Annotated in this window: 21 protein-coding genes; 6 read left to right on the forward strand and 15 right to left on the reverse strand. The window is 67.5% G+C overall.

The genetic code is table 11. From position 1 onward, the window contains the following. The first annotated feature begins 274 nt into the window (after positions 1 to 274). Genes rbsK through AC1VVG_RS34160 form a run of 3 tightly spaced genes read left to right on the forward strand, consistent with a single transcriptional unit; the run spans position 275 to position 3,670 of the window. Entirely contained in the window at positions 275 to 1,201 is a 927-nt protein-coding gene (gene rbsK, locus AC1VVG_RS34150) for a ribokinase (RefSeq protein WP_175029076.1), read from the forward strand. A gap of 40 nt (positions 1,202 to 1,241) precedes the next feature. Continuing rightward, entirely contained in the window at positions 1,242 to 2,615 is a 1,374-nt protein-coding gene (gene fucP, locus AC1VVG_RS34155; protein ID WP_034191098.1) for an L-fucose:H+ symporter permease, read from the forward strand. A gap of 2 nt (positions 2,616 to 2,617) precedes the next feature. Then, positions 2,618 to 3,670 carry an aldose 1-epimerase family protein gene (locus AC1VVG_RS34160; protein WP_124671301.1) on the forward strand — a complete coding sequence of 351 codons (1,053 nt, stop codon included), beginning with the start codon at positions 2,618 to 2,620 and terminating at the stop codon, positions 3,668 to 3,670. A gap of 34 nt (positions 3,671 to 3,704) precedes the next feature. Here the strand turns inward: AC1VVG_RS34160 and deoR are convergent, their stop codons facing one another. Continuing rightward, positions 3,705 to 4,475: a DNA-binding transcriptional repressor DeoR gene (gene deoR, locus AC1VVG_RS34165; RefSeq protein WP_034191096.1), complete on the reverse strand. Its 771-nt coding sequence runs from the start codon at positions 4,473 to 4,475 to the stop codon at positions 3,705 to 3,707. A gap of 137 nt (positions 4,476 to 4,612) precedes the next feature. Here deoR and deoC point away from each other — a divergent pair, with 137 nt between their 5' ends. Further along, complete coding sequence (gene deoC, locus AC1VVG_RS34170) at positions 4,613 to 5,293, forward strand: deoxyribose-phosphate aldolase (RefSeq protein ID WP_124671302.1); 681 nt, start codon at positions 4,613 to 4,615, stop codon at positions 5,291 to 5,293. Between the two features lie 65 nt (positions 5,294 to 5,358). Here the strand turns inward: deoC and AC1VVG_RS34175 are convergent, their stop codons facing one another. Further along, positions 5,359 to 6,219, reverse strand: coding sequence for an ATP-binding protein (locus AC1VVG_RS34175; protein ID WP_482837580.1), 861 nt, complete (start codon positions 6,217 to 6,219; stop codon positions 5,359 to 5,361). Positions 6,220 to 6,325: 106 nt separating this feature from the next. After that, positions 6,326 to 7,234 carry a DMT family transporter gene (locus tag AC1VVG_RS34180; RefSeq protein WP_482837581.1) on the reverse strand — a complete coding sequence of 303 codons (909 nt, stop codon included), beginning with the start codon at positions 7,232 to 7,234 and terminating at the stop codon, positions 6,326 to 6,328. Between the two features lie 91 nt (positions 7,235 to 7,325). Between AC1VVG_RS34180 and AC1VVG_RS34185 the strand changes: the two genes are divergently transcribed. Then, positions 7,326 to 8,126, forward strand: a complete 801-nt coding sequence (locus AC1VVG_RS34185) for an AraC family transcriptional regulator (protein ID WP_059557410.1) — start codon at positions 7,326 to 7,328, stop codon at positions 8,124 to 8,126. Between the two features lie 21 nt (positions 8,127 to 8,147). On the opposite strand, the gene AC1VVG_RS34190 is transcribed toward AC1VVG_RS34185, so the two are convergent. From AC1VVG_RS34190 to AC1VVG_RS34210, 5 genes are all read right to left on the reverse strand, one after another. Next, a complete protein-coding gene (locus AC1VVG_RS34190; protein ID WP_051701087.1) occupies positions 8,148 to 8,708 on the reverse strand; it encodes an OmpA family protein in 561 nt (186 codons plus the stop codon). 4 nt (positions 8,709 to 8,712) lie between these two features. Beyond that, positions 8,713 to 10,323 carry a C1 family peptidase gene (locus AC1VVG_RS34195; RefSeq protein ID WP_049030028.1) on the reverse strand — a complete coding sequence of 537 codons (1,611 nt, stop codon included), beginning with the start codon at positions 10,321 to 10,323 and terminating at the stop codon, positions 8,713 to 8,715. A 31-nt stretch (positions 10,324 to 10,354) separates the two neighbouring features. Further along, the gene (locus tag AC1VVG_RS34200) at positions 10,355 to 11,866 is read right to left on the reverse strand and encodes a caspase family protein (RefSeq protein WP_049030027.1); all 1,512 of its coding nucleotides are present in this window, start codon (positions 11,864 to 11,866) and stop codon (positions 10,355 to 10,357) included. 318 nt (positions 11,867 to 12,184) lie between these two features. Beyond that, on the reverse strand, positions 12,185 to 12,670 hold the full coding sequence (locus AC1VVG_RS34205; RefSeq protein WP_069706457.1) for an anthrone oxygenase family protein: 486 nt from the start codon (positions 12,668 to 12,670) through the stop codon (positions 12,185 to 12,187). Between the two features lie 2 nt (positions 12,671 to 12,672). Next, entirely contained in the window at positions 12,673 to 13,497 is an 825-nt protein-coding gene (locus tag AC1VVG_RS34210; protein WP_482837582.1) for a Rossmann-fold NAD(P)-binding domain-containing protein, read from the reverse strand. 94 nt (positions 13,498 to 13,591) lie between these two features. Between AC1VVG_RS34210 and AC1VVG_RS34215 the strand changes: the two genes are divergently transcribed. Then, a complete protein-coding gene (locus AC1VVG_RS34215) occupies positions 13,592 to 14,257 on the forward strand; it encodes a TetR/AcrR family transcriptional regulator (protein WP_200087867.1) in 666 nt (221 codons plus the stop codon). 96 nt (positions 14,258 to 14,353) lie between these two features. Here the strand turns inward: AC1VVG_RS34215 and AC1VVG_RS34220 are convergent, their stop codons facing one another. From AC1VVG_RS34220 to AC1VVG_RS34250, 7 genes are all read right to left on the reverse strand, one after another. After that, complete coding sequence (locus tag AC1VVG_RS34220) at positions 14,354 to 14,656, reverse strand: hypothetical protein (protein ID WP_482837583.1); 303 nt, start codon at positions 14,654 to 14,656, stop codon at positions 14,354 to 14,356. 3 nt (positions 14,657 to 14,659) lie between these two features. Continuing rightward, entirely contained in the window at positions 14,660 to 17,560 is a 2,901-nt protein-coding gene (locus tag AC1VVG_RS34225; RefSeq protein ID WP_482837584.1) for a tetratricopeptide repeat protein, read from the reverse strand. Beyond that, a complete protein-coding gene (locus AC1VVG_RS34230; protein WP_482837585.1) occupies positions 17,557 to 18,945 on the reverse strand; it encodes a hypothetical protein in 1,389 nt (462 codons plus the stop codon). Before AC1VVG_RS34230 ends, AC1VVG_RS34225 begins: the two co-directional genes overlap by 4 nt. 410 nt (positions 18,946 to 19,355) lie before the next feature. Then, on the reverse strand, positions 19,356 to 20,249 hold the full coding sequence (locus tag AC1VVG_RS34235; RefSeq protein ID WP_482837586.1) for a 3-hydroxybutyryl-CoA dehydrogenase: 894 nt from the start codon (positions 20,247 to 20,249) through the stop codon (positions 19,356 to 19,358). 37 nt (positions 20,250 to 20,286) lie between these two features. Further along, on the reverse strand, positions 20,287 to 21,480 hold the full coding sequence (gene bktB / locus AC1VVG_RS34240; protein ID WP_034191088.1) for a beta-ketothiolase BktB: 1,194 nt from the start codon (positions 21,478 to 21,480) through the stop codon (positions 20,287 to 20,289). 48 nt (positions 21,481 to 21,528) lie between these two features. Then, complete coding sequence (locus tag AC1VVG_RS34245; protein ID WP_209392573.1) at positions 21,529 to 23,157, reverse strand: electron transfer flavoprotein-ubiquinone oxidoreductase; 1,629 nt, start codon at positions 23,155 to 23,157, stop codon at positions 21,529 to 21,531. 81 nt (positions 23,158 to 23,238) lie between these two features. Beyond that, positions 23,239 to 25,029 carry an acyl-CoA dehydrogenase gene (locus AC1VVG_RS34250; RefSeq protein ID WP_482837587.1) on the reverse strand — a complete coding sequence of 597 codons (1,791 nt, stop codon included), beginning with the start codon at positions 25,027 to 25,029 and terminating at the stop codon, positions 23,239 to 23,241. Between the last annotated feature and the right edge of the window lie 120 nt (positions 25,030 to 25,149).

The following is a 25,149-nucleotide window of genomic DNA, read 5'->3' on the forward strand; positions in this document are numbered from 1 at the left end:
GACGCGCGAAATAGCGCGAAACCAGGGTCCGGGTATCGCCCAGGCCCGTCGTGATGATCGGTACCCGCAGACGGTTGATGACGTCCAGCGTCCTGTTCGCGTCTTTTGCATGTCGACAACCTCGGTACGCGCGAGCCCCCGCGGAACGCCCGACCCAAGTGACCCTCTTTACATCATAAGATTGCATTTTCACATTTAATGTGATTTTATTATCACATACTACAGTCGTCGCCCCATTCTCGCGGCGCACCTCATATCAAAGGAAGAGACGCAGATGGAGACAATCGCCGTCATCGGCAGCAACATGGTCGACCTCGTGACCTACGTCACACGCATGCCCGGCCGGGGCGAAACGCTCGAGGCGCCGAACTTCGAGCTCGGCTGCGGCGGCAAGGGCGCGAACCAGGCCGTCGCGGCCGCGCGCCTCGGCGCGCGTGTCGTGATGGTCACGAAGGTCGGCGACGACGTGTTCGCCGACAACACGATCCGCAACTTCGAACGCGAGGGAATCGACGCCACGCACGTGCGCAAGGTCGCCGGCGTGCCGAGCGGCGTCGCGCCGATCTTCGTCGAACCCGATTCGAGCAACAGCATCCTGATCGTCAAGGGCGCGAACCGCCACCTGCGGCCGGCCGACATCGACGCGGCCGCGCCGGCGCTCGCCGAATGCGCGCTGATCGTGCTGCAGCTCGAGATCGAGCTCGACACCGTCTATCACGCGATCGAATTCGGCGCACGGCACGGCATCCCCGTGCTGCTGAATCCCGCGCCGGCGGTGGCCGACCTCGATTTCGAACGGATCCGCTCCGTCGAATTCTTCGTGCCGAACGAAACCGAGCTCGCGATCGTGTCGGGCATGCCGGTCGATTCGCGCGAAAGCGCCACTCGCGCCGCCGAAGCGCTGGTCGCACGCGGGCTGAAGCACGTGCTCGTCACGCTCGGCGACCAAGGCTCGCTGCTCGTCTCGCGCGACGGCGCCCGGCACGTGCCGGGCGTCCCGGTCGACGCACGCGACACGACGGGCGCGGGCGATGCGTATATCGGCTGCTTCGCGCGCTGCTACGCCAGGTCGCGCGATGCCGTCGACGCGATGCGCTACGCATCCGCGTACGCCGCGCATTCGGTCACGGGCCTCGGCACGCAGAAGTCGTACGCCGACGCCGCGACGTTCGAACGCTTCCTCCACGACGCCGGCCTCTGAACGGCGCCTTCATCGACGAGACATTGGGAAGGAGACACCCATGAGCCGAGCCAGGATCGAACACACACCCGACGGCTACTACCTGAACCGCACGCCGCTCTTCGCGTTCACGCTGCTGTGCTGCCTGTTCGCGCTGTGGGGCACCGCCGCGAACCTGAACGACGTGCTGATCGCGCAGTTCAAGAAGTCGTTCTTCCTGTCCGATTTCGAATCGGCATTCGTGCAGTCCGCGTTCTATCTCGGCTACTTCTTCCTCGCGATTCCAGCCGCGACCGTCGTGAAGAAGTTCAGCTACAAGACAACGATCCTCGTCGGCCTGCTGCTCTACACGACCGGCTGCCTGCTGTTCTTCCCGGCCGCGTCGATGGCGAAATACGGGATGTTCCTCGTCGCGCTGTTCGTGATCGCCGCGGGCCTGTCGTTCCTCGAGACGGCGTCGAACTCGTATTCGACGCTGATGGGCCCGCGCGACACCAGCACGCGGCGGCTGAACATCTCGCAGACGTTCTATCCGTTCGGCGCGATGGCCGGCGTCTACATGGGCAGCTTCCTGATCTTCAAGGAAGGCGACGCGTCGCATGCGCAGCTCGCGGCGATGTCGGCCGCCGACGCACACGTACACCAGCTCGCGATGATCCAGGCGACACTCGAGCCGTACAAGTGGCTGATCGTCGTGCTCGTCGCGGTATTCATCGTATTCGCGCTCACGCCCTACCCGGCCTGCAAGGGCAACGGTCCCGGCGCGGTCACGCACCGGATCGACGCGCGCGGCACGCTCGCACGCCTGTTCGGCAACCGGCGCTTCGTCGCGGGCGTGGTCGCGCAATTCCTCTATGTCGGCGCGCAGGTCGGCGTGTGGAGCTTCACGATCCGGCTCGCGATGCAGATCGGCGGCCTCACCGAGCGCGGCGCGTCGCGCTACCTGCTCGCGACGTTCTTCGCGTTCTTCGTCGGCAAGCTGGTCGCGACACTCGTGATGAAGCGCGTCGGCCCGGCCAAGGTGCTGATCGTCTACGGCATCCTGTGCATCGCGCTGCTCGCGTATACGATCAGCGTGCACAACATCACGGCCGTCTATGCGGCCGTGTGCGTGAGCGTGTTCCTCGGCCCGTGCTGGCCGACGATCTACGGCCTGACGATCGACGGCCTCGGCAAGGACACCGAATACGGCGGCTCGATCCTCGTGATGAGCATCGTCGGCGGCGCGGTCGTGCCGCTGATCCAGGGGCTGATCTCCGATCACACCGGCGGCAACATGCAGCTCGCGTTCGTCGTGCCGCTCGCATGCTTCGTCGTGATCGTCTACTACGGCTTCCACTGCCTGCGTCACCTGCCGGCCGCGACGCCCGACGCAGCCGCCGACGGCCGTGCGCCCGCGCGCTACGCCGCATCGCGCAACACGTCGGGAGCGTGACCATGCGCGGCGAAATCGAACTGCGGCGCGACGACTTCCGCGAAACGCCACGCACGCTGTACCGCACCGACGGCCTCACCGTCACCGCGTTCGCGTATCCGTCGGGCGTCGAGGCGCTGAAGCTCGAAAACCGCCGCGGCCATCTCGTCGTGCTGCCGTATCTCGGCCAGATGATCTGGGCCGCCGAATTCGACGGCCGCGACCTGACGATGAAACACATGTTCCGGCAGCCGAAGCGCGCCGCATCGATCATCGATACCTACGGCTGCTTCATGTTCCACAGTGGGCTGCTGCGCAACGGCTGCCCGGGGCCGGACGACACACATGCGCTGCACGGCGAGATGCCGTGCGCGCCGATGGACCGCGCGAGCCTCGTCGTCGGCACGGATGCGCGCGGCGCGAGCGTCGAAGTGACCGGCGAATACGAGTACGTGCAGGGCTTCGGCAGCCACTATGTCGCGCGTCCGTCGGTACGGCTCGCGGAGCACGAGGCGCGGATGACGATCGCGATGGGCGTGACGAATCTCGGCGGCACGCCGATGGACCTGATGTACATGGCCCACCTGAACTACGCGTACGTGCCGGGCGGCCGCTTCGTGCAATCGCTGTCGCGCGGCGGGTTGCGACTGCGCGACAGCGTGCCGGCACACGTGAAGCCGACCGCCGCGTGGCGCGACTACACGGCCACGCTCGCGCGCGAACCCGAGCGGCTGACGACGCTCGATACGCCCGCGCTGTACGACCCCGAGATCGTGTTCTTCATGAACGGTGCGGAAACGGACGCCGATGGCATCGCGCATTTCCGGCTCGCGCATCCGGATGGCGGCGCATTCCACACCGCGTACCGCCCCGGGCAATTCCCGCATGCGACGCGCTGGATCCTGCACAACGCGGACCAGCAGGTCGCCGCGTTTGCGCTGCCGTCGACCTGCGAGCCGGAGGGATATGAAGCGGAGCGCCGCAAGGGCCATGTCGCGGCGCTCGCGCCGGGCGCGACGCGCCGCTTCGACGTGCTCACCGGCTACCTGAGCGCGGCCGAAGCACGTGATGCCTGATGCGATGCAACGCGCGACGCATGGCCGCGGGTCATCAGGTCACGAGCGCGATGCCGTGTTCGCGGATCGCCGTTTCGTAGCGGTGGCTCAGTTGCCCATCGGAGATCACGTAGTTGAAATCGGTCAGCTCGGCGAAATAGGCCGCGCGCACTTCGTCGAACTTCGTGTGGTCGACGAGCAGGAAGCGGTTCTGTGCGCGCGCCATCACCTTCTTCTTCGCGTCGACCTCGTGGAAGTTGAAGCACGTGACGCCGCAGCGCTCGCTGACGCCGGCCGCCGAGATGAATGCCTTCGACACGCGCACCGAGTCGAGGATGCCCGTTTCGGCGACCGATTCGAACACCATGTTCTGGCGGTGATACGCGCCGCCGCACAGGATCACGTTGCAATGCGGCTTCTGCTGCAGCTTCGCGAATACGTTCAGCGAGTTGCAGACCGCCGTGAACTCGAGGTCGTCCGGGATGAAATCGACGATGAACGGCGTGGTCGAGCCGCAATCGACAAAGATCGTGTCGCCGGTCGTCACGAACTGAGCGGCCAGCTTGCCGATGCGGCGCTTTTCCTCGGTCTGCCGGTTGTTCTCGGCACTGATCAGGTACTCGCCGATGTCGCTGCGCTGCGCGGCGAAATGGCGCGTCACATAGCCGCCGATCAGGCTGAGGCCGTGCGGGTTGTCCGCGAGATCGCGGCGGATCGTCATCTCGGAGACGCCGAACAGCTCGGCGACTTCCTTCAGATGAATCGCGTTCTGCCCTTGCAGCACGTTCATCAAGGTCTTGATCCGTTCGCCCTTCTTCGTTTCCATGCCAGTATCCTGCCTACCCGTCGCGTGTCGTGCCGGGCGCCCAGGCCCGGCCGGAATGTCGTATTTGTAACAAACCGATGTGAAAACATCAACTTTCCGTGTGCCCTTCCGGCACACGAACCGTGGAGTCCTGACACATGCCGCTTTCCAACGCCCAACTCGCCCACACCATCGATCACACGCTGCTCGCGCCCGACGCGCGCGACGCGCAGATCCGCGAACTCTGCCGCCAGGCGGCCGAGCATCGCTTTTACTCGGTCTGCGTGAATTCGGCGAACGTGCCGCTCGCCGCACGCGAGCTGGCCGATACCGGCGTACTCGTCTGCGCGGTGGTCGGCTTCCCGCTCGGTGCGGGGCTGTCGGCCGCGAAGGCATTCGAAGCCACCGCCGCGATCGACGCGGGCGCCGGCGAGATCGACATGGTGATCAACATCGGCGCGCTGAAGAGCGGCCGCGCCGACGACGTGAAGGCCGACATCGCGGCCGTCCACCGCGCATGCGGCGCGGTGCCGCTCAAGGTGATCCTGGAAACCGGGCTGCTGACGGACGACGAGAAGGTGCGCGTGTGCGAGATGTGCCGCGATCTCGGCGTCGCGTTCGTGAAGACGTCGACCGGGTTCGGCCACGGCGGCGCGACGCTCGCGGATGTCGCGCTGATGCGCCGCACGGTCGGCCCGGCACTCGGCGTGAAGGCCTCGGGGGGCGTGCGCGATCGCGCGGCCGCACTCGCGATGCTCGAGGCCGGCGCGACGCGGCTCGGCACGAGCTCGGGCGTCGCGATCGTCACCGATCAGGCAGGCGGCGGGGCGGGGTACTGACGACGCCAACGGCGCACGGCCGCATCGGGCCGACGGGCGTCGTCACGCGCGACGTTGCGCCCCGTTCAACCCGTCCGCCGAATCGGCCCGCCCTCTTCGGCGCCGCGTTCGTCCGCAAGCCGCCCCGCGTAATCGCGCGCGAACTGCACGGCGATGCGGCCCGAGCGCGCACCGCGTTCCAGCGCCCACTGCAGCGCGGGCTCGCGCGCCGCGCGGATTGCTTCGTCGTCGAAGCCGGCCGCGCCGAGGCGGCTCTCGACGACGGCCAGGTACTCGTCCTGCGTAAAGCCATAAAACGTGACCCAGATCCCGAAGCGCTCCGACAGCGAAATCCGCTCCTCGACCGCGTCGCCCGGATGCAGTTCGCCGTTCTCCGCGCGCGTCACGTTCGCGTTGTCGCTCGCCTGCTCGGGCATCAGGTGGCGGCGATTGGAGGTCGCATACACCAGCACGTTCGACAGGTCGCTCGCGACCGAGCCGTCGAGCACCGTCTTCAGCCCCTTGTAGCCGGTCTCGCCGGCCTCGAACGACAGGTCGTCGCAAAACACGATGTAGCGCTCGGGCCGCGCGCGTACGAGCTCGACGATCGCAGGCAGGTCGCTCAACCCTTCCTTGCTGACCTCGATCAGCCGCAACCCGTGCACCGCGAACGCGTGCAGGCACGCCTTCACGATCGACGACTTGCCGGTGCCGCGGGCGCCGGTCAGCAGCACGTGATTGGCCGCGAACCCGCGCACGAATTGCCGCGTGTTCCGTTCGACGATCGCCGCCTGCCGGCCGATGTTGCGCAGCGCGTCGAACCCGACGAGCGCGGGCGTGGCGATCGGCTCGAGCGGCGCCGTTCGAGGGCCGCCGCCGAAGCCGCGCCAGCGAAACGCGACGGCCGCCTCGAAATCGACGTCGGCCGGCCGCCCGGTGTGCGCCATTGCTTCGAGCGCGGTCGCGATGCGTTCGAGCTGGCGCGCAAGCGACGGGTCGGCGCAGGTCCGTCCGGCAGCGCGGCAATCAGGTCCCGCATGTCGAATCCGGCGCTCATTGGCGGACCTCTTGCGATGCCCTGGCATGGAGCGGAAACCGCTGCGCGATCGCCACGCCGACGAGCGCGACACCGCCGCCGACCAGGTGATACAGCCGCAGCGATTCGCCGAGCAACACGATCGCGCCGGCGGCCGTCATCACCGGCAGCAGGTTCATGAACATCGCGCAGCGGCTCGGGCCGAGCAGCCGCACGCCCTGCATCCACAGATACGGCAGCACCACCGACGCCAGCACGCCGGCGTACAGGATCAGCGGCACGCTCGCGCGCGTCGGCCAGGCGGCCTGCGCGGGCAACCGCAGCAGCATCGGCAGCATGAACACGAGCGCGGCCAGCGCCTGCACGTAGGTCGACTGCCATGCCGGCAGCGCGCCGATGCGCCAGCGCTTGAGCAACACGCCGTACAGCGCGTACGCGGCCGACGCGGCCAGCATCAGCAGGTCGCCCATGTGCACGCCGCGGGCGGCGATCGCCGTCGGGTGCCCTTCGGCGATCAGGTAGACGACACCCGCGAGCGACAGCCCCCCGCCGCCGATCATGCCCGCGCCCGGCGGATCGCCGAGCAGCAGCGAGCTGAGCACCATCGTCATCAGCGGCACGAGCGCGGTAATGATCGCCATGTTGGTCGCGCTGGTCGTCTTCGCGGCCTCGTAAGACAGGCTCTGGAACAGCGCCATCGCGAGAAAGCCGAGCGCCGCGAGCTTCGGCAGGTGCGCGACGAGTACCGCGCGATTGCGCCATGCGGGGGCGAGCGTGAAGACGCTCATCAGCACGACCGCCAACAGCAGCCGGTAGAACGTGATGGCCGACGGGTCGATCGTCGACGCCGACAGCTTCGACACCACGACGTTGCCGGCCCACAGCGCGATCGCGCAGAAGGGAAACAGAAAAGGTGACTTGTTCATCGCGTTCGACGGATTAATATCCTGACAGGGAATCTGGCGTGAATCGGAACGCCATCGTGCCCGTCCGCCCAACTGCCTGTCTCACGCCAAAATGTCAGGACTTATCGCCAATCGGACATTCGAGTCCACCCAGCCCTTCGCGCACCTGCGCTACGAATCGACGCCGATGCCGGTGTCCGCGATGGCGGCGGCCTATACGCACGGCACGTCGATCCCGGCGCACCGGCACCGCCGCGCGCAGCTTCTCTACGCGATCGAAGGGGTGATGCACGTGCAGTCGGAGGGCGCGTCGTGGGTCGTGCCGCCGACGCGCGGCGTGTGGCTCGAAGCCGGCCTCGACCATACGGTGCAGATGAGCGGCGACGTGCAGATGCGCACCGTGTTCGTCGAACCGGGTGCGGTCGAGCACCTGCCCGCGCGCAGTTGCGTCGTGGAAGTGCATCCGCTGCTGCGCGAGCTGATCCTCGCCGCGGTCGAGGTACCGCTCGACTATGCGCCGGGTTCGCGCCACGATCACCTGATGCACCTGCTGCTGGCCGAGGTGACGGTCGCACCGCTGCTGCCGCTGTACCTGCCATGGCCGCACGACGCGCGCCTGCGGACGATCTGCGACACACTCGTCGCCGCGCCCGACGACCTGCGCACGATCGCCGAATGGGCCGACCTGCTCGGGCTGTCGGTGCGCACGCTGCATCGCGCGTTCCGGCGCGAGACGGGGCTCAGCTTCCGCCGCTGGCGCGAGCAGGCGCGGCTGCTGCTCGCGCTCAAGCGTCTGGCGCACGGCGAGAAGGTGGTCACCGTCGCGATGGATCACGGCTACAGCAGTCAGAGCGCGTTCTCCGCAATGTTCAAGCGGCACTTCGGCGTGTCGCCGTCGGCGTTCTATGCGTAGCGCGGGTCGCCCCGGCCCGACTCACTGGCCGCCGTCGAGATTCACGACTTCGACCCGCCGGTTCACGGCCGCACGCGGATGCGCCGGGTCTTTCGGGCGCGCACTGCCCACACCCTCGACTGCGAGCCGCGTGCCGTCGATCCCGAAGGTCGACACGAGGTAGTCCGCAACGGCCTGCGCGCGCCGCCTCGACAGAGAGAGATTCGTGCTCGGGTTGCCAGACGCGTCGGTGTGCCCGACGATCCGGAACCGGGCGTGCGCGAGCGCGTCGTCGCTCAGCGCATGACCGAGGTTGTCGAGCAGCACCCGGCTGCCCGGCGTGAAACGGGCCGACGAGAAATCGAACTGGATCGCGAGGTTCACGGACGGCGGGCCCGGCGTATCATCCTGCGTGCGCACCGGTGCCCGTTCGACGACGATGCCGCGCAAGCTGCGGCTCGCGCCATGCGGCGCGAGCTGACGCACGATTTCGTCGGCAGACGGCCGCATGTCGGCTACATCGCCGGCATGGACAGGCAACGCGGCAAATCCGCCAGCGCACCACAGGCAGGCCGCGATGCGCGCGGCAAGCATCGTCTTCATGCGTTCACTCCTTCGCCACCGTCTTCAAAGGCAACACGGCAACCGCCACTGCGTCGTGCGCGGAGGCCGCCGGATCGGGGTCGAGCAGCGGCATCCGGAATTTCGTCAGGAATTCGCGATCGACCTCCTTGTCGGGCAGTGTGCCCACGACGAGCCGCCGGCGCGACGCGATCACGACGACGATCTCGTCGCCAAAAGGTTTCGCGACGCGATACACGGGCTGACCGTTCCTGCCACCGCCGAACACGAGCCGGCTGCGCGGTGGAACAGGGCGCGGCGACGCGCCTTCCGGCCAGCTCAGATAGACGACTTCGCCGCTCGCCTGCAGGTACGCGACATACAAGTAGCTCGGATAGCCTGGACTCGTCACCTGCAGCGCGAGCGAATCGCCTTCCCGATAGCGCTCGGCCGGGTGTCCGACCGCTTTCACGTCGAGCCCGCCCGCATGGCGCAGCCCCTGGTCGAAACTCAGGTAGACCTCGCATTGCGGCCACGGATGCACGGTCACGCGATTGTCGACGCGCCCTGAATCCGGCATCGCAGCAACGGCCTTCAGCAATGCGTCGAGATCGCCCTGAGAGCCGACGAAGCCCGTTAGCGCCACGCTTCGGTCAGCCGCCACACCGGCGTCAACGCGCGCGCACTGCAGTTTGTCCACGCGGCGCCGGATCGCATCGCGCAGCGCATCAGGCGACACGTTCTGTCGAATCACCGGCGGCACCGGCGGCGGCTCCGGTTCGACATGCGCGGCGGTCAGCAACCGCCGAATCCCGTCCGGGTCGATTTCATCGATGACGAACGGGCCGTTCGACAAGTTCGTGAGCAGCGTTTGGTAGTCGATGCGCAGCAGCCCCTGTTCGCCCCAGTGCTCGCCCCATGAGTTGACGACAGTGAAGGTCTGGCTCGCGTCGTCATAGCCGGCGATGACCATCGCGTGCGCATTCTCCTTCGGCAGCACGTCGCGGAAAACCCCGCCGCGGTATCGCTGCAGCGCGCTCGTGATGTCGCCCGAATAGATCCCGATCACAACCGGCTTGCGCGCGAAGACCGCGCCGCGAATCTTCTCGAGGACGTCGCGGTCATCCTTGTCGATCAGGCTGTAGGTAAGCAGGCGATTGTTGCGCGCGTCGCGCATGCGCAGGTCGTCGGGCAGCGCCGAACACGTCTTCGGGTCGTACGGCAAGCCGTCGAACGTGACGAGGCCGTTGTCGTGAATCGCATCGAGGGCGGCCGTGACCGACGTGCCGCCCTCGCAGCGGCCGCGATGCAGCAGGTTGAACAGGTAGGCCGGGCTGAAGGCAACGCGACGCCGCTCACCGCCCGCCGCGCCCTGCCGTTCGAGCTGCAGGTTGAAGGCGGCGCTAAGCGCGTTGTAGCCGGTCGCCCAGGCCGTACAGGAACCCTGCTCGCCCTGCGAGCGCACGAGCGGGAAATAGCGTGTGAAATCCGAGCGCGGAGGCAGGTACGCGCGATAAGCAGGCTGGCGCGGCACGGCCGCGAGCACGGCGGGCGGGTCGTCGACGAGCCCCGTGGCATGACCGGTCTGCGCGGACACGGGCCGCGCGGCGGCCGCAAGCAGAACGCACGCGATGGAGAAGCGGAGGCGACGGCACATGATCGTACTCCTCGGCAGCCGGATACGTGTGTCACGTTTTCGTGAACGACATCAGTTCGCGGCGCTCGCTTGCGGACATGACGCCGTGCCGGTCGTAGTTCACGGTATCGATCGCGACGAAGCGCGGCACCTTGCCCGGGGCGACCCAGTACGTCCGGGCGCGCCGCGACGGCACATACAGCCGCCAGCCGTTCGCCTCGACCCGAAACGCGTCGAAGCGACCGGCCGGCACGTCGATCGTCTCGCGCGCGACCACCCTGCATGTCAGTTCGACGACGTCCACCTTGCCATTCGGAAACGTGTAGTCGAAGCGCGTGATCCATTCCTTGCCGATCGAGTACTCGCTCGCGAACAGCTGGTTGTCGCCAAGCACGCCGCCGTCGGCCTCTCGGCGCGGATTGCCGAGCAGATCGGTCACGAATTTGCCGCCGTTGAATTCGATCCGGTCGCCGACGATACGCGTTACGCGATGCACGAACACCCGCTCGTCCTGATGAAGACGATCGACGAACCGGTAAACGTAACGGTCGCCAAGCGCGATCCTGCCGGCTTCCGCACTGCCCTGGCTGTACGGATTCGCGGATGAGGTCTGAACCCTGATCCGTTGCTCGCCGCTCTCTGCCAGCAGACGATCCAGTTCGACCTGGGCGATTTCGCTGAAATGTCCGTTCGGATGCGCTTTCAGGTACGCGAAGATCGCTTGCGCGGTGCCGGACTGCTGCGCCGCCTGCCAGTCATCGCGATCCTTGCCGAACGCCGCGTCGCGCTCCGCCTGCGTCGGCACATGTGCGTCGGCCGGCGGCACGAAAAAGAAGTCGTCTTCGAGCGACGTGCTCTCCCACGGAATCTGCCGCCCCTGCGAGCGCTGCCGCACGGACAGCCGCACGCGCTTGAACACGTCCTCGATCTGCACGCCCGGGCGCACGATTTCCTTGAGCAGGTTCTCGGTGTAGAGACCGTTTCGGCCATCGCCGTCCGACGCGACATTGCCGGGTGCGGTTGCATACGCGAGCAGCGTGCGTGTCGGCGCGTCCATCTGGCTCAATCCCGATCCCGTCTTGCCCGCCGCACCGAACGGATTATCGCGGCACGCATCGAGAATCACGACACTTGTCGGCGTGTCGGCCTTGCCGAGGCCGTCGAGCAGCGTCGCGACATCGACGGACTGCCGCATCACGTCGTCCGCGCGCGCGAGCCGGACATCGATGGGCAGCAAGTAGTTACGCCAGTCGATCTGTATCCCGTGCCCGGCGAAATAAAACAGCGCAACGGATTGCGTACGCGTGACCTTCGCGCAGAATTCGCCGATCGCGTCGACCATCGACTGGCGGCCTGCATCGAGCCGGCGATCGATCGAAAAACCGAGTCTGCCCAGCACGTCGGCGATCGCGGTTGCATCGTTGACGGGATTGTCGAGCGCCGCGCGCGGATACGCGGCATTGCCGATCACGAGTGCCGCACGCGGCGCATCGCGAAGCGCCGCCTGCACTGCCGGGCCATCGAGCCACGGCAGCGCGGCTAGCGCGGACAAACGGCCGAGCATCACACGACGCCGTGGATCGAATCGTAATTGCGAACCCGGCCGCATGTCTCCTCCCTTCGCCTAGCGAGCGGCCGAGGTCGGCGCGGCAATTCGCGCGAATGGTCTGACGATTCCGTTCACGGCACCTCCCCGGTACATCCCCGACACGCGGTCGGTCGCGTGCCCGATGTTTGTCCACATATCATCCGGGGAAAGCGTATTCCGTTCAAATCGGGTGTTTCGCCAATGCGGCCGGAGCACGATGCTTCAATATCCTGACGATTGACGGCGATACGGTCCCCGTTGCATCGGCCGTGGCGCCTCGCCCGCACTCTGCCGCTACCGCGCCGCAATCCCCGCGATGAAACACACGCACGCAACCGCCGACGCGACCGTGCGCACGTGATTCCACATCGTCCAGTCGCGCAGGTAGCGCGTCCAGAGCGCCGCGCCTTGCGCGGTCGCCGGATCGGCCGCGGCGAGCGCGTCGTTGAGCGGCACGTTGACGGCCATCGTCACCGCGAACATGCCGAATACATAGAGCACGCCACCCGCGACCGCCGCCATCGCGCCCGGCTGGCCGCGATCGAACAGCGCGATCACGACGAGTGCGAGCGCCATCAGCGTCGTGCCGAGGAACAGCGGCATGAACGGCGAGCGCACGATGTCCACGTTGATCGCGTTCATCGCGGCCACGCCGGCCTGTGGCGCGAGCCGCCCGAGCGACGTCATCACGAACGTCGAGAACGCGAAGTACACGCCGGCCATCAGCCCGCAGCCGATGGCCGAACCCCACAGCAACGCGGCAGTCACGAACGCGATCATGATCAGGCGCTCCACACGCCGGTTGCGGCCGTCGCCCGCGCGTAGTCGGCGAAATCGCGCGCCGGCCGCCCGAGCGTCTCCTCGATGCCATGCGCCACCGCGCTGTTGCGCCCGTCGAGCACCACGCGGAACAGATCGTCGAGCAACGCGACGACCGGCTCCGGCACCCCGACCTCGTGCAGTCCGGCGACGAACGCGCCGTGTGAAATCTCGCGATAGGTAACCGGCCGGCCGGCGGCGCGTGCAATTTCGCCGACGGCTTCGGCAAACGTCAGCGCGCGCGGGCCCGTGACTGCGATCACGCGGTCAGCGAACCGCACGTCGGTGAGCGCCGCCACGACCACGTCGGCGATATCGTCCGCATCGACGAACGGCTCGCGCACGGCGCCGGCCGGCAGCGCGACTTCACCGGCCAGCACGCCGTCGAGCAGATAACCTTCCGAGAAGTTCTGATTGAACCAGCTTGCCCGCACGACACCCCAGCCGATGCCCGACGCCTGCAATGCAGCCTCGGCCGCTTGCGCGCCGGGCTCGCCGCGCCCGGACAGCAGCACGACGCGCGCGACGCCGCGTTCCCGCGCGAGCCGCGCAAAGGCCGCGATCGCTTCCACAGCGCCTTCAACGGACAGGTCGGGCTGGTAGGTCACATATGCAGCCGACACGCCCTCAAGCGCGGCCGGCCAGGTCGCCGGCGCCGTCCAGTCGAAGCGGACGGCCGACGTACGCGATACGGGCCGCGTCGCGATGCCGCGCGCGCGCAGCCGTGCATCGACGCGGGCGCCCGTCTTGCCCGAACCGCCGACGACGAGGATGGGAAGTGCCGACATGTGCGTCTCCTTTGACAAAAATGCGAGAATTTCTCGCGTTTTAAAAACACGATAGACTCTCGCATTAGCAACGTCAAGTTTTTCCGGAGGCGGCATGGGCCGACAAAAATCGGGGCAAACCACCGAGCCCGAAGCGGCGGCAGCGGACGCACCGGCGCGTGCACGGCTCGTCCCGACGCAGCAGCGCAGCCGCGAGCGGTTCGAGCGCATCCTGGCGTGCGCGTCGGAAGTAATGATCGAGAAGGGGTGCGACGCGTTCCGGATGAGCGACATCGTCGAACGCACGGGCATCTCGTTCGGTTCGCTGTATCAGTACTTTCCGGACAAGGCGGCCGTGATCGGCACGCTCGCGGAGCGCTACAACGCGGCCGGGCATGAATGCGTGCGGCGCGACCTCGCGACGCTGAAGACGCTGGGCGACCTGCACGACACGCTCGCGCGCATCACGGACAGCTACTACCGGATGTTCGTCGACGAGCCGCTGATGCGCGACATCTGGCGCGCGACGCAGGCCGACCGCGCGCTGCAGGCGCTCGACCGGGCGGACGGCGAGTTCCTGGCCGGCCTGCTCGCGGACGCGTTGGGAGAAGTGGCGCGCGACACGACACGCGCACAGCGGAGCGCGTTCGCCGAGCTGATGATGATCCAGATCGCGGCGGCCGTGCGTCACGCGATCACGCTGCCGCCGAAGGCCGCGCGGCAGATCCTCACGATGTTCAAGCACACGCTGCCGCGCGATCTGGCGGTGCTCGACGCATAGCTGCGGAACGGCGCCGCACGGTCCCGCCCCTTGCACGACATCGGGCCCGCGCACCGCTTCTTGCAGCGAAGCGCGCGGCACGGGTATTTCACGCGATCAACCGAGATGAAAAAGGATGACTGCGAGCGAACCGACGCGATAGACGATGACCGCGCGCGCGACGGTCGTCCAGATGCGATTCTCGACGTTCGGCGCACACATCCATGCGCAACGCATCCATGCACAGAACGGCACGATATAAGCGACGAATGCCACGATGCGCAGCGCGACCGGATACGCCGGCCCCTGCACCAGCACGAGCAACGGGATGAACAGCAGGCCGAGCGGCACGCCGATCAGCCACCAGACTTTCCAGAGGCGCTCGGTGCCGCGCCAGGCGTTTTTCAGGGTGTTCTTCATGGCTCACGGTAGCGTCGCGATCAAGTTTCCCGCGATGTCGGCGGCTCGCCTTTTTTCCGCGTCATCCAGCCGCCGGGAAATACGCGCCTCGACCCGCGTCGCGGCAACGCCGTACTGTCCGAGACCGGGCATCGCATCGAAGCTCGCACGCGCACGCTCGACCCATGCTGCGCCCAGCGCCCGGTCTCTCGGCAAGCCGTTGCCGGTCAGGAACCGGATACCGGCCGCGTATTGCATGAACGGATCGCCACGCAACGCCTCGTTCAGGCTCGACAAGCCCTCCCATTGACGGTTGGCGGCCGCCAACGCATTGACCGGCGGATCGCTCCACAGCGTCGCCACCGGATCGGCCGGCACAAGCCAGCGCCGCTCCCCGGTCGACAGCCCTGCCTCCGTTCCGCGCGTGACGCTGCGCAGCGCCAGCGCGATCTCGGAGAGCACCGAACCCTGGCGGGACGCGCGACGATGCAGGTCCTGCGCGGTCGCTTCATTCGCGGGCACGCCGTCGCCGGTTTCGTACATCACCGCAAGTTCGCTTTCCGCCCACGGCGATCCGGCCGACGCCGCGCGGTTGAGCCAGACGGCCGCTTCCTTCGGATCGCTCGCTACGCCACGGCCGTGCAGATAGGCGACGCCCACCATTCTCTTCGCGTCGGCGCTCGACGGCGCGGCACGCAGCGCCCAAGCGAACGCCTCGTAGTCGTCGGTTCGACCGCCGAGCCCGTTCGACAGATGCCAGGCGAGCGAACCCTGCGCCGAGACGTCGCCCCGATCCGCCGCGCGGCGGAACCAGTACATGGCGGCATCGAAGTCCACCGGTACGCCATCGCCCAGATCGTATGCATCGCCGAGCATCGACTGATACGCCGGTTCGCCGCGATCCGCGAGCTTCCACCGCCAGTACGCCCGCTCGTCGGCGGCAACCAGACCGTTGTCGGCCGACGCCAGCACGCGCATGGCGCCGGCGTGGTTGCCCACGGCCGCCGCGCGGCACCAGCGCGCGGCCTCGACCGGGCTGCGCGGTGTGCCGCTGCCATCCAGATGCATCGTGCACAGCATCGCTTGCGAGCTGACGTCGCCCAGCTTCGCGCCGCGCGAGAACCAGTCGAACGCGGTCGCCGGCTGTTCACGCCAGTACAGCGATCCCAGCGCCGAATACGCGGCGGGCACCTTGCGGTTCGCGAGATCCGAGAGCCACTGGAGCCCTGTCCGGCCCTCGAACGACTGGTGGTGCTCGCCGAGGTAGAACCCGATCAACACGCCGGCGGCCTGATCGCCGGCGTCGGCGGCCTGCGATAGATAACGCAGGCCCGCCTGCTCGTCGCGCGGCATGCCGTCGGCACCCGTCAGAAGCTGATAGCCGACCCAGCGCGCCGCGTCGATATCGCCGCGGTCCGCGGCGAACCGGAACCACCGCATCGCCTGCGCCCGGTCGACACGCGTCCCCTCTCCGCGCCACGTCATGCCGGCGGCGATCAGCGCGCCCGCCGCATCGCCGCGCTGCGCACCGCGTGTCGCCAGCCGCAACGCCTTGTGCAGATCCACCGGTTCACCGTCGCCGCGTGCCGCGTAACGGGACAGGTTGGTCGCCGCCGCACCATCGCCCTGCGCGTCTGCCTTTTCGAACCACGGTCTCGCGGCGGCCGGATCCGGATGCGTCCCGAGGCCGTTCCGCAGCATCGCGCCGAGATCGTTCTGGGCGGCGGCCAGGCCCGCTTCGGCCGCCCCCCGCATCCATCCCAATGCGGCCTCCTTGTCGACCGGGCCGCCCCGGCCAGACAGATAGAGCTTGGCCAATGCATGACGCGCCCGCGCGTCTCCGGCCAGCGCGGCTTTCCGGTACCAGTCGCGCGCCTTTGCATCGTCGCGCGCCACCCCCGTCCCGCTGCCGTACAGGTCGCCGAGCCTGCGCTGCGCATAAGACGAGCCGGCCTGCGCCGCGGCCGACATCAGGCCGAAACCCCGACGCGCGTCTCGCGGCACGCCGATGCCGTCGAGATAGAGATTGCCCAGCACCGCCCGTGCTTCGGTATGTTGCTGGTCTGCCGCGGCGCGCAGCCACATCGTTCCCTGGCCGACATCGCGCGGGACGCCGTCGCCCCGGACCAGTATCAGCCCGAGCAGGAACTGACCATTCGGTTCGCCACTGGCCGCGGCGCGCGCCAGCCACGCCACCGCGACCGCCGGGTCGCGCGGCACCCCACGGCCTGCCAGCGCGAATTTCCCCGCATTGGTCGCGCCCGCGGCCGACCCGCCCTCGGCTGCCGTCACGAAGTAGCGATAGGCGGCAACGTCGTCGGCCGGCTGCCCGGCGCCGTCAGCACTCATCCCGCCGAGCTGGTTCATCGATGCCATGTCGCCATCGCGCGACGCCGACGCGAACCATGCGTGCGCCACCGCATAGTTTCGCGGCAGCGCGACACCGTCGTAGTAGAGGTAACCGAGTGTGCGCTTGGCCAGCGTCGACCCGTCGTTCGCCGCCGATTCGAGGATCGTCAAGCCGTGCATCCGGTCCGGCCGACCCGCATAGCCGTGCAGCACCATCTGCCCGTAGAGCGCGCGGGCCGTCAGGTTGCCGGCCTCGGCCTCGCGCCGGCAGAGGCTGCGCCGCCGCTCCGGTCGATCGGGCGACGGAACGCTGCCGAACCAGGCGCTCAATGCCAGCACGCAGGGCGTCGTGTCATCGGCGACAGGAACGGACACCGTGCGTTGCATGGCCGGTATCGCCGCATGGCCGATGGGCGACAGCGGCGACCATTCGGGTTGCGACGCAGAAACGCCGCTCGCCCCGACACTCAACGCCACCGCCATGCCGACGGCACGCGCCGGCCATGTCGGCGCACGGCCAAACACCGCCCGCCCGCTCGCGACCGCGCGGCGCGCCGGTTCATCCGTAGGCCTCATGGCTGCGTGACCGTGACGTTCTTGATGATGACGTCGGTCCTGCCATCCTGGTCGTCGATCGTCCGGGTCAATTCGACCCGGTAGTCGGCCAGCCATACGGAGCGCACGCGCGTCTTCGTGCCGTCCTTGCGGACCTCGCTGCAATCCAGGTTGACGGCATTGCCGGTCAACGTGCCGAAGATCGTCGACGCGGGCTCCGTCTTGCCGATGTCGCATCGGCGGGTCAGTTGCCCATGGCTGGACGGCTGCGGCAACGCGATCTCGATACGCTGGCCCTCGGTCATCGGTTCGTTCGCCGCCACGATCGCGGACGCTGCCTTCAGCGTCCGGAGCGTGGTGGCGTAGCGGGGTGCGCGCACGGTCTGGTCCAGCAGTTCGGTGAGCCCGTAGCCCATGCCGAATGACGCCCAGTTCGTGTTCCCCGACGCGTCTTTCGTGGTCATCAGCTCGGCGACCACACCGTTGTTGCGTCGATTGACGTAGGTATCGACGTACGGACCCGAATCCCGCGGCGTCGTCTTGTTCACCCATTCCCCGTCAATGCTCAGGCGCGCATAAGGCAGCGGCCGGCTGCCGTCGGGCGGCAATTGGCCGCGAATGGCATCCGGCAGGCGGCGATCGTCGAACACGTCGTCGAGATACGCGCCGGGATCGGCCAGCACGGTCTCGGACGCCGACTTCCCGCCGGCGATCAGCTTGAAGAGTTCATAAGTCGCCCGCCGCTGGTCCGGCTCCGGAAACTTGTCGAGCGAATCGACGGCGAACCTGATCAGCGCACACGTGCTCGGCTCGTCCTGCTTCGCGAGCCATGGCGGCACCTCGATCTCGTCCATCCGCGCGTTGACGGCGAGCAATTCGGCGACGGTGTAGTGTTCATCGTCGCCGGACGAGACGCCCTTGCGCTCGCCGATCAGGTCCATCAGCTCGAACGTGCCGCGCAACGCCTTCGGCGACGACGTCTTCGCGATCGATGCCAGATTGCCGCCGGTCACCTTCGGGATTTCGCAGCCGCTCCCGGATTCGTTCGCGATGTCCCTCATCAGCCGAAGGAACCGCAGCCGTTCGGCCGGAGGCAGGATCATGTTGCTGCCGTCGGCGGACAGGCTGCGCATGCTGGACAGTCTGGCGAGATAGTCCGGGTTTTGCGCTACCCGGGTGAACCACGCAACGATGATCCGCCCGTTTTCCGAATCGGGATCCACCCCGATCTGCACCATGTAGGCGCGCGCCCGTTCAACGATCTGCGCCTGCGTCAGCTTGACGGCCGGACTGACCGCCGGTGCGACAACCGCCGGTTCGGCAGGTGCGCTCTGCACGCCCAACCCATATGCCGTTGCCGTCGCAACGGACAGCAACACCCCGAAAAGGCCCGTATTTATTTTCATCTTGTTGATATTCGATTGCGTTGATCAGACGACCGCGATGCTGCGTCGGAGAGTCACGGGAAATCCGGCGCGAATCGCACCACCGCATGATGCCGCAATGTCGAGAATGCGTCGTCATTCCAACAGCGACGGCAAGCGGTGAAGTGCTTGTTGCCGCGAGATCATCCGTTGTCTTTCAGCAGGCCCGGCAGACGATCCTCTCGATCCGGCCGTTCCTCGTCGAGCGGGCCGCCCGTCGATATTCTGCATGACGGGCCTCGCTTGCCCGTCCAATAGTTGCACAGACGAAACCGCGGGATGGTCAGGAATTGTCATCGCATGCAACGCCCATGCCGCCATCATTTGCACGTCGCCCAATAGACAACGCGGATGACGAGCCGACACCGGGGCACAAGCTCCGATGCGACGCGTCATCCGCGTTGAAGACCGGCCGGCGTGTCCGCCGCGGGGGGGCAGCTGTAGTCGTACACCCCGCGCCCGGTCTTGCGCCCGAGCCGCCCTGCCGTCACCATCTCGCGCAACAGCGGGCATGCGCGATACTTGGGATCGCCGAAATCCTTCAGGAACACGTCCATCACCGCGAGGCACACGTCGAGGCCCACGAGGTCGGCCAGCGCGAGCGGCCCGATCGGGTGGTTCGCGCCGAGCTTCATCCCCGCGTCGATTTCCTCGGCCGACGCGATACCTTCGGCCAGCACGAAAAACGCTTCGTTGATCATCGGCACGAGAATGCGGTTCACGACGAAGCCCGGCGAGTTGCGCACGCCGATCGGCGACTTGTCGAAACGCTCGGTCAGCTCACGTACGGCCGCCGCGGTCGCGTCGCTCGTCTGCAGCCCGCGGATGATCTCGACGAGCGGCATCAGCGGCACCGGGTTGAAGAAGTGCATGCCGAGAAAACGCGACGGATCGGCAAGGCGCGCCGCGAGCGCGGTGATCGAGATCGACGACGTGTTGGTCGCGATGATCGCATCGGGGCGCGCGACGGCCTCGATCTGCGCCAGGATGCGGCCCTTCAGCTCGACGTTCTCGGTCGCGGCTTCGATCACGATGTCGACCGATGCGAGCTTCGCGTAGTCGGTCGACGTCGTGATGCGCGCCAGCGCCGCGTCGCGTGCGGCCGCGTCGAGCTTGTCCTTCGACACGAGCCGTTCGAGGCTGCCCTTCAGCGTCGCGACGCCCTTGTCGAGCGCGGCGTCGCTGACGTCGATCATCACGACGTTGAGTCCCGCAACGGCCGCGGTCTGCGCGATGCCGTTACCCATGGTTCCGGCGCCCACGACGCCGACGATTTCGATGGCCATGTAGTTCCTGTGTGTTCGGGTGCTGAGGGTTCGATTATCAGATGTTCTCGAAGATCGCAGCAATACCCTGGCCGCCGCCGATACACATCGTCACGAGCGCGTAACGCCCGCCGATGCGCTTCAGTTCGTACAGCGCCTTCACCGTGATCAGCGCACCGGTCGCACCGATCGGGTGACCGAGCGAGATGCCCGAGCCGTTCGGGTTGACCTTCGCGGGATCGAGGCCGAGCTCCTGCGTGACCGCGCAGGCCTGCGCGGCAAACGCCTCGTTCGCCTCGATCACGTCGAGATCGGTGATCTTCAGGCCCGCGCGTTCGAGCGCCTTGCGCGTGGCCGGCACCGGGCCGATGCCCATGTAGGCCGGATCGACGCCCGCGTGCGCATACGCGACGAGGCGGGCCAGCGGCTTCACGCCCTGCGCGCGCGCGGCATCCGCGCTCATCATCAGCACGGCCGCGGCTGCATCGTTGATGCCCGATGCGTTGCCGGCCGTCACGGTGCCGTTCTCCTTCGCGAACACCGGCTTGAGCTTCGTGAAATCGTCCGCGCTGGCATCGTGGCGCACGTGCTCGTCGGTATCGAACGCCACCTCGCCCTTCTTCGTACGGATCGAGATCGGCAGGATCTGGTCCTTGAAGCGCCCTTCCGCGATCGCGCGCGCCGCGCGACGATGCGATTCGAGCGCCAACGCATCCTGCGCGTCGCGCGAGATGTCGTATTGCTTCGCGACGTTCTCGGCCGTCACGCCCATGTGGATCGTCTGGAACGGATCGTGCAGCGCGCCGAGCATCATGTCGACGAGCTTGCCGTCGCCCATGCGCTGGCCGAAACGCGCGGCCGGCACCGTGTACGGCGCGCGGCTCATGCTTTCCGAGCCGCCGCCGATCGCGACGTCGGCATCGCCGAGCATGATCGTCTGCGCGGCCGACACGATCGCCTGCAGGCCGGAGCCGCACAGACGGTTCACGGTCAGTGCCGGCGCGTGCTGCGCGACCCCGCCGTTGATCGCCGCGACGCGCGCGAGATACATGTCCTTCGGCTCGGTGTTCACGACGTGGCCGAACACGACATGGCCGACCGCATCGCCCGACACGTTCGCGCGCGACAGCACTTCGGCCACCACCTTCGCGCCGAGATCGGTCGGCGAGAAATCCTTCAGGCTGCCGCCGAAATCACCGATCGCGGTACGGACACCGCTCACCACCACGACTTCCTTCGCTGCATTGCTCATCGTCTCACTCCGGTTCGTTCGCGCCCGCGGGCGCGGGGATGCGTTGCGTTACATGTTCGGGTAATTCGGCCCGCCGCCGCCCTCGGGCGTGACCCACACGATGTTCTGCGTCGGGTCCTTGATGTCGCAGGTCTTGCAGTGCACGCAGTTCTGCGCGTTGATCACCAGCCGGTCGCTGCCGTCGTCGTTCTTCACGAACTCGTACACCGCCGCCGGACAGAAACGCCCCTCCGGCCCCGCATACGTGCGCAGGTTCACGTTCACCGGCACGCTCGCATCCTTCAGCGTCAGGTGCGCCGGCTGGTTCTCCTCGTGGTTCGTGTTCGAGATGAACACCGACGACAGCCGGTCGAACGTCAGCTTGCCGTCCGGCTTCGGGTATTCGATCGGCTCGCACTGCGACGCCGGCTTCAGCATCTCGTGATCCGCATGCTTGTGGTGCAGCGTCCACGGCACGTTGCCGCCCATCACCTTCTGCTCGAGCCCGACCATCAGCGTGCCCAGGTACAGGCCCTTCGCCATCCACTGCTTGAAGTTGCGCGCGCGGTACAGCTCCGTGTACAGCCACGACTGCTTGAACGCGTCCGGGTACGCGTTCAACTCGTCCGACTGGCGGCCGGCCTGCACCGCGTCGAACGCCGCGTCCGCCGCCAGCATGCCGGTCTTGATCGCCGCGTGGCTGCCCTTGATCCGCGATGCGTTCAGGAAGCCCGCGTCGTCGCCGATCAGCGCGCCGCCCGGGAACACCGTCTTCGGCAGCGACAGCAGGCCGCCGGCCGTGATCGCGCGCGCGCCGTACGACACGCGCTTGCCGCCTTCGAGGAACGCGCGGATCGACGGATGCGTCTTGTAGCGCTGGAATTCCTCGAACGGCGACAGGTACGGGTTCGTGTAGCCCAGGCCCACCACGAAGCCGACCACGACCTGGTTGTTGTCCATGTGATACAGGAACGAGCCGCCGTAGGTGTCGGACTTCAGCGGCCAGCCGGCCGTGTGGATCACGAGGCCCGGCTTGTGCTTGGCCGGATCGATTTCCCACAGTTCCTTGATGCCGATCCCGTACGCCTGCGGATCGGCGTTCGCGTCGAGCTTGTACTTCGCGATCAGTTGCCGCCCCAGATGGCCGCGGCAGCCTTCGGCGAACAGCGTGTACTTCGCGTGCAGCTCCATGCCGAGCTGGAAGTTCTCGGTCGGCTCGCCGTCCTTGCCCACGCCCATGTTGCCGGTGGCGACGCCTTTGACCGAGCCATCATCGTTGTAGAGGATCTCGGCGGCCGGGAAGCCGGGGAAGATCTCGACGCCCAGCGCTTCGGCCTGCTGGCCCAGCCAGCGCGTGACGTTGCCCAGCGAAATCACGTAGTTGCCGTGGTTCTTGAAGTTGTCGGGCAGCGCCCAGTTGGGCGTGGTGACCGCGCTGCTCTCCGACAGGAACAGGAAGCGGTCTTCCGTCACCTCGACGTCGAGCGGCGCGCCGCGTTCCTTCCAGTCGGGGAACAGTTCGGTGATCGCGCGCGGGTCCATCACCGCGCCCGACAGGATGTGCGCGCCGATCTCGGAACCCTTCTCGAGCACGCACACGCCGATCTCGGTGCCTTTCTCGGCGGCCAGCTGCTTGAGCCGGATCGCCGCCGACAGCCCGGCGGGGCCGCCGCCGACGATCACGACGTCGTATTCCATCGATTCGCGCGGGCCGTATTGCGCGAGCAAGTCCTGTGTGGTCAAAATCCTGTCTCCTCCTGCGTCCCGACCGTCAACCGGTCAGAACTGGTCTTCCGTCAACGCGAGCACGCTCTCGTTGCCCTTCGCGCCGACGATCGACGCCTCGAGCGCGCCGGCCTGCACGAGAATGTGTTCCGCATAACATTGCGCGATCGCGATCTTCGCATCGAAGAACGCCGGGTCGCTCGCGCGGTTCGCCTGCGCCGCCACCAGCGCGCGCGCCATCTGCCACCCGCACAGCACCACGCCCGCCAGCTTCAGGTACGGCACGCTCCCCGCGAACACCGCGTTCGGGTCCTGCTTCACGTTCGCCAGCACGTAATCCACCGCCGACGCCAGCGCGCGGGCACCTTTCTCCAGCTGTACCTTCATCGACGCGGCCGCCGCACCGTCCAGCTTGCCCAGCGCCGCCACCGTGGCGTCGATCTCCGCGAGCAGCCCCTTCGCCACCGCGCCCCCGTCGCGCATCGTCTTGCGGCCCACCAGGTCGTTCGCCTGGATCGCCGTCGTCCCTTCGTAGATCGCCAGGATCCGCGCATCGCGGTAGTACTGCGCCGCGCCCGTCTCCTCGATGAAGCCCATCCCGCCGTGCACCTGCACGCCCAGGCTCGCCACGTCGTTCACCATCTCCGTGCTCCAGCCCTTCACCACCGGCACCAGATACTCGTAGATCGCCTGATGACGCGCCCGCGTCGCCTCGTCCGCATGGCGATGGGCCATGTCGCTGTGCGACGCCGCCACGTACGCCAGCGCCCGCGCGCCTTCGGTCAGCGCGCGCATCGTGCCGAGCATCCGCCGCACGTCCGGGTGATGGATGATCGTCACCGACTGCCTGGCCGAGCCGTCCACCGGGCGGCTCTGCACGCGCTCCTTCGCGAATGCCGCCGCCTTCTGGTACGCGCGGTCCGCCACGCCGATCCCCTGCATCCCGACGCCGAAGCGCGCCGCGTTCATCATGATGAACATGTATTCGAGGCCGCGGTTCTCCTCGCCCACGAGGTAACCGATCGCCCCGCCGTGATCGCCGTACTGCAGCACCGCCGTCGGGCTCGCCTTGATCCCGAGCTTGTGCTCGATCGACACGCAGTGCACGTCGTTGCGCGCGCCCAGCGACCCGTCCGCGTTGACCATGAACTTCGGCACGATGAACAGCGAGATGCCCTTCACGCCTTCCGGCGCGTTCGGCGTGCGCGCCAGCACCAGGTGGACAATGTTGTCCGCCATGTCGTGCTCGCCCCACGTGATGAAGATCTTCGTGCCGAACACCTTGTACGTGCCGTCGCCCTGCGGCTCGGCGCGCGAGCGCACCAGCGCGAGGTCGGAGCCCGCCTGCGGCTCGGTCAGGTTCATCGTGCCGGTCCATTCGCCGGAAATCAGCTTCGGCACGTAGCGCTGCTTCTGCTCGTCGGTGCCGGCCGTCAGCAGCGCCTCGATCGCGCCGTCGGTGAGCAGCGGACACAGCGCGAACGACAGGTTCGCGGCGTTCAGCATCTCGATGCACGGCGTCGCGATCAGCTTCGGCAGCCCCTGGCCGTCGTACTCGGCCGGATGCTGCAGCCCCTGCCAGCCGCCTTCGACGAACTGGCGGAACGCGTCGCCGAAGCCGGGCGTCGCGCTCACCACACCGTCCTTCCAGCTGCTCGGGTGGCGGTCGCCCTCGACGTTCAGCGGCGCCAGCACCTCGCCGCAGAACTTCGCGGACTCCTCGAGCACGGCCTGCGCCGTGTCGTAACCGGCATCCTCGAAACCCGGCAACTGCGCGACGGCGTCGATGCCCGCGAGTTCCTTCAGCACGAACAGCATGTCCTTGACGGGGGCGTTATAGCTCATGGTCGATGTTCCAATCAGGCGGTGAATGAGGCGCGATCGGGCGGGCGGATACGGCAGAACCGGCCAGACCCGGGCGACGTGATGACCCATCGTAATGCCGCCGTCGCCGATTCTCATTGT

This window comes from Burkholderia sp. L-4 (assembly GCF_056856535.1).

Coding starts and splice junctions, on each gene's coding strand:
- rbsK (WP_175029076.1), top strand. CDS start 275: ATGGAGACAATCGCCGTCATCGGCAGCAACATGGTCGACCTCGTGACC.
- fucP (WP_034191098.1), top strand. CDS start 1,242: ATGAGCCGAGCCAGGATCGAACACACACCCGACGGCTACTACCTGAAC.
- AC1VVG_RS34160 (WP_124671301.1), top strand. CDS start 2,618: ATGCGCGGCGAAATCGAACTGCGGCGCGACGACTTCCGCGAAACGCCA.
- deoR (WP_034191096.1), bottom strand. CDS start 4,475: ATGGAAACGAAGAAGGGCGAACGGATCAAGACCTTGATGAACGTGCTG.
- deoC (WP_124671302.1), top strand. CDS start 4,613: ATGCCGCTTTCCAACGCCCAACTCGCCCACACCATCGATCACACGCTG.
- AC1VVG_RS34175 (WP_482837580.1), bottom strand. CDS start 6,219: ATGGCGCACACCGGGCGGCCGGCCGACGTCGATTTCGAGGCGGCCGTC.
- AC1VVG_RS34180 (WP_482837581.1), bottom strand. CDS start 7,234: ATGAACAAGTCACCTTTTCTGTTTCCCTTCTGCGCGATCGCGCTGTGG.
- AC1VVG_RS34185 (WP_059557410.1), top strand. CDS start 7,326: ATGTCAGGACTTATCGCCAATCGGACATTCGAGTCCACCCAGCCCTTC.
- AC1VVG_RS34190 (WP_051701087.1), bottom strand. CDS start 8,708: ATGAAGACGATGCTTGCCGCGCGCATCGCGGCCTGCCTGTGGTGCGCT.
- AC1VVG_RS34195 (WP_049030028.1), bottom strand. CDS start 10,323: ATGTGCCGTCGCCTCCGCTTCTCCATCGCGTGCGTTCTGCTTGCGGCC.
- AC1VVG_RS34200 (WP_049030027.1), bottom strand. CDS start 11,866: ATGCTCGGCCGTTTGTCCGCGCTAGCCGCGCTGCCGTGGCTCGATGGC.
- AC1VVG_RS34205 (WP_069706457.1), bottom strand. CDS start 12,670: ATGATCGCGTTCGTGACTGCCGCGTTGCTGTGGGGTTCGGCCATCGGC.
- AC1VVG_RS34210 (WP_482837582.1), bottom strand. CDS start 13,497: ATGTCGGCACTTCCCATCCTCGTCGTCGGCGGTTCGGGCAAGACGGGC.
- AC1VVG_RS34215 (WP_200087867.1), top strand. CDS start 13,592: ATGGGCCGACAAAAATCGGGGCAAACCACCGAGCCCGAAGCGGCGGCA.
- AC1VVG_RS34220 (WP_482837583.1), bottom strand. CDS start 14,656: ATGAAGAACACCCTGAAAAACGCCTGGCGCGGCACCGAGCGCCTCTGG.
- AC1VVG_RS34225 (WP_482837584.1), bottom strand. CDS start 17,560: ATGAGGCCTACGGATGAACCGGCGCGCCGCGCGGTCGCGAGCGGGCGG.
- AC1VVG_RS34230 (WP_482837585.1), bottom strand. CDS start 18,945: ATGAAAATAAATACGGGCCTTTTCGGGGTGTTGCTGTCCGTTGCGACG.
- AC1VVG_RS34235 (WP_482837586.1), bottom strand. CDS start 20,249: ATGGCCATCGAAATCGTCGGCGTCGTGGGCGCCGGAACCATGGGTAAC.
- bktB (WP_034191088.1), bottom strand. CDS start 21,480: ATGAGCAATGCAGCGAAGGAAGTCGTGGTGGTGAGCGGTGTCCGTACC.
- AC1VVG_RS34245 (WP_209392573.1), bottom strand. CDS start 23,157: ATGGAATACGACGTCGTGATCGTCGGCGGCGGCCCCGCCGGGCTGTCG.
- AC1VVG_RS34250 (WP_482837587.1), bottom strand. CDS start 25,029: ATGAGCTATAACGCCCCCGTCAAGGACATGCTGTTCGTGCTGAAGGAA.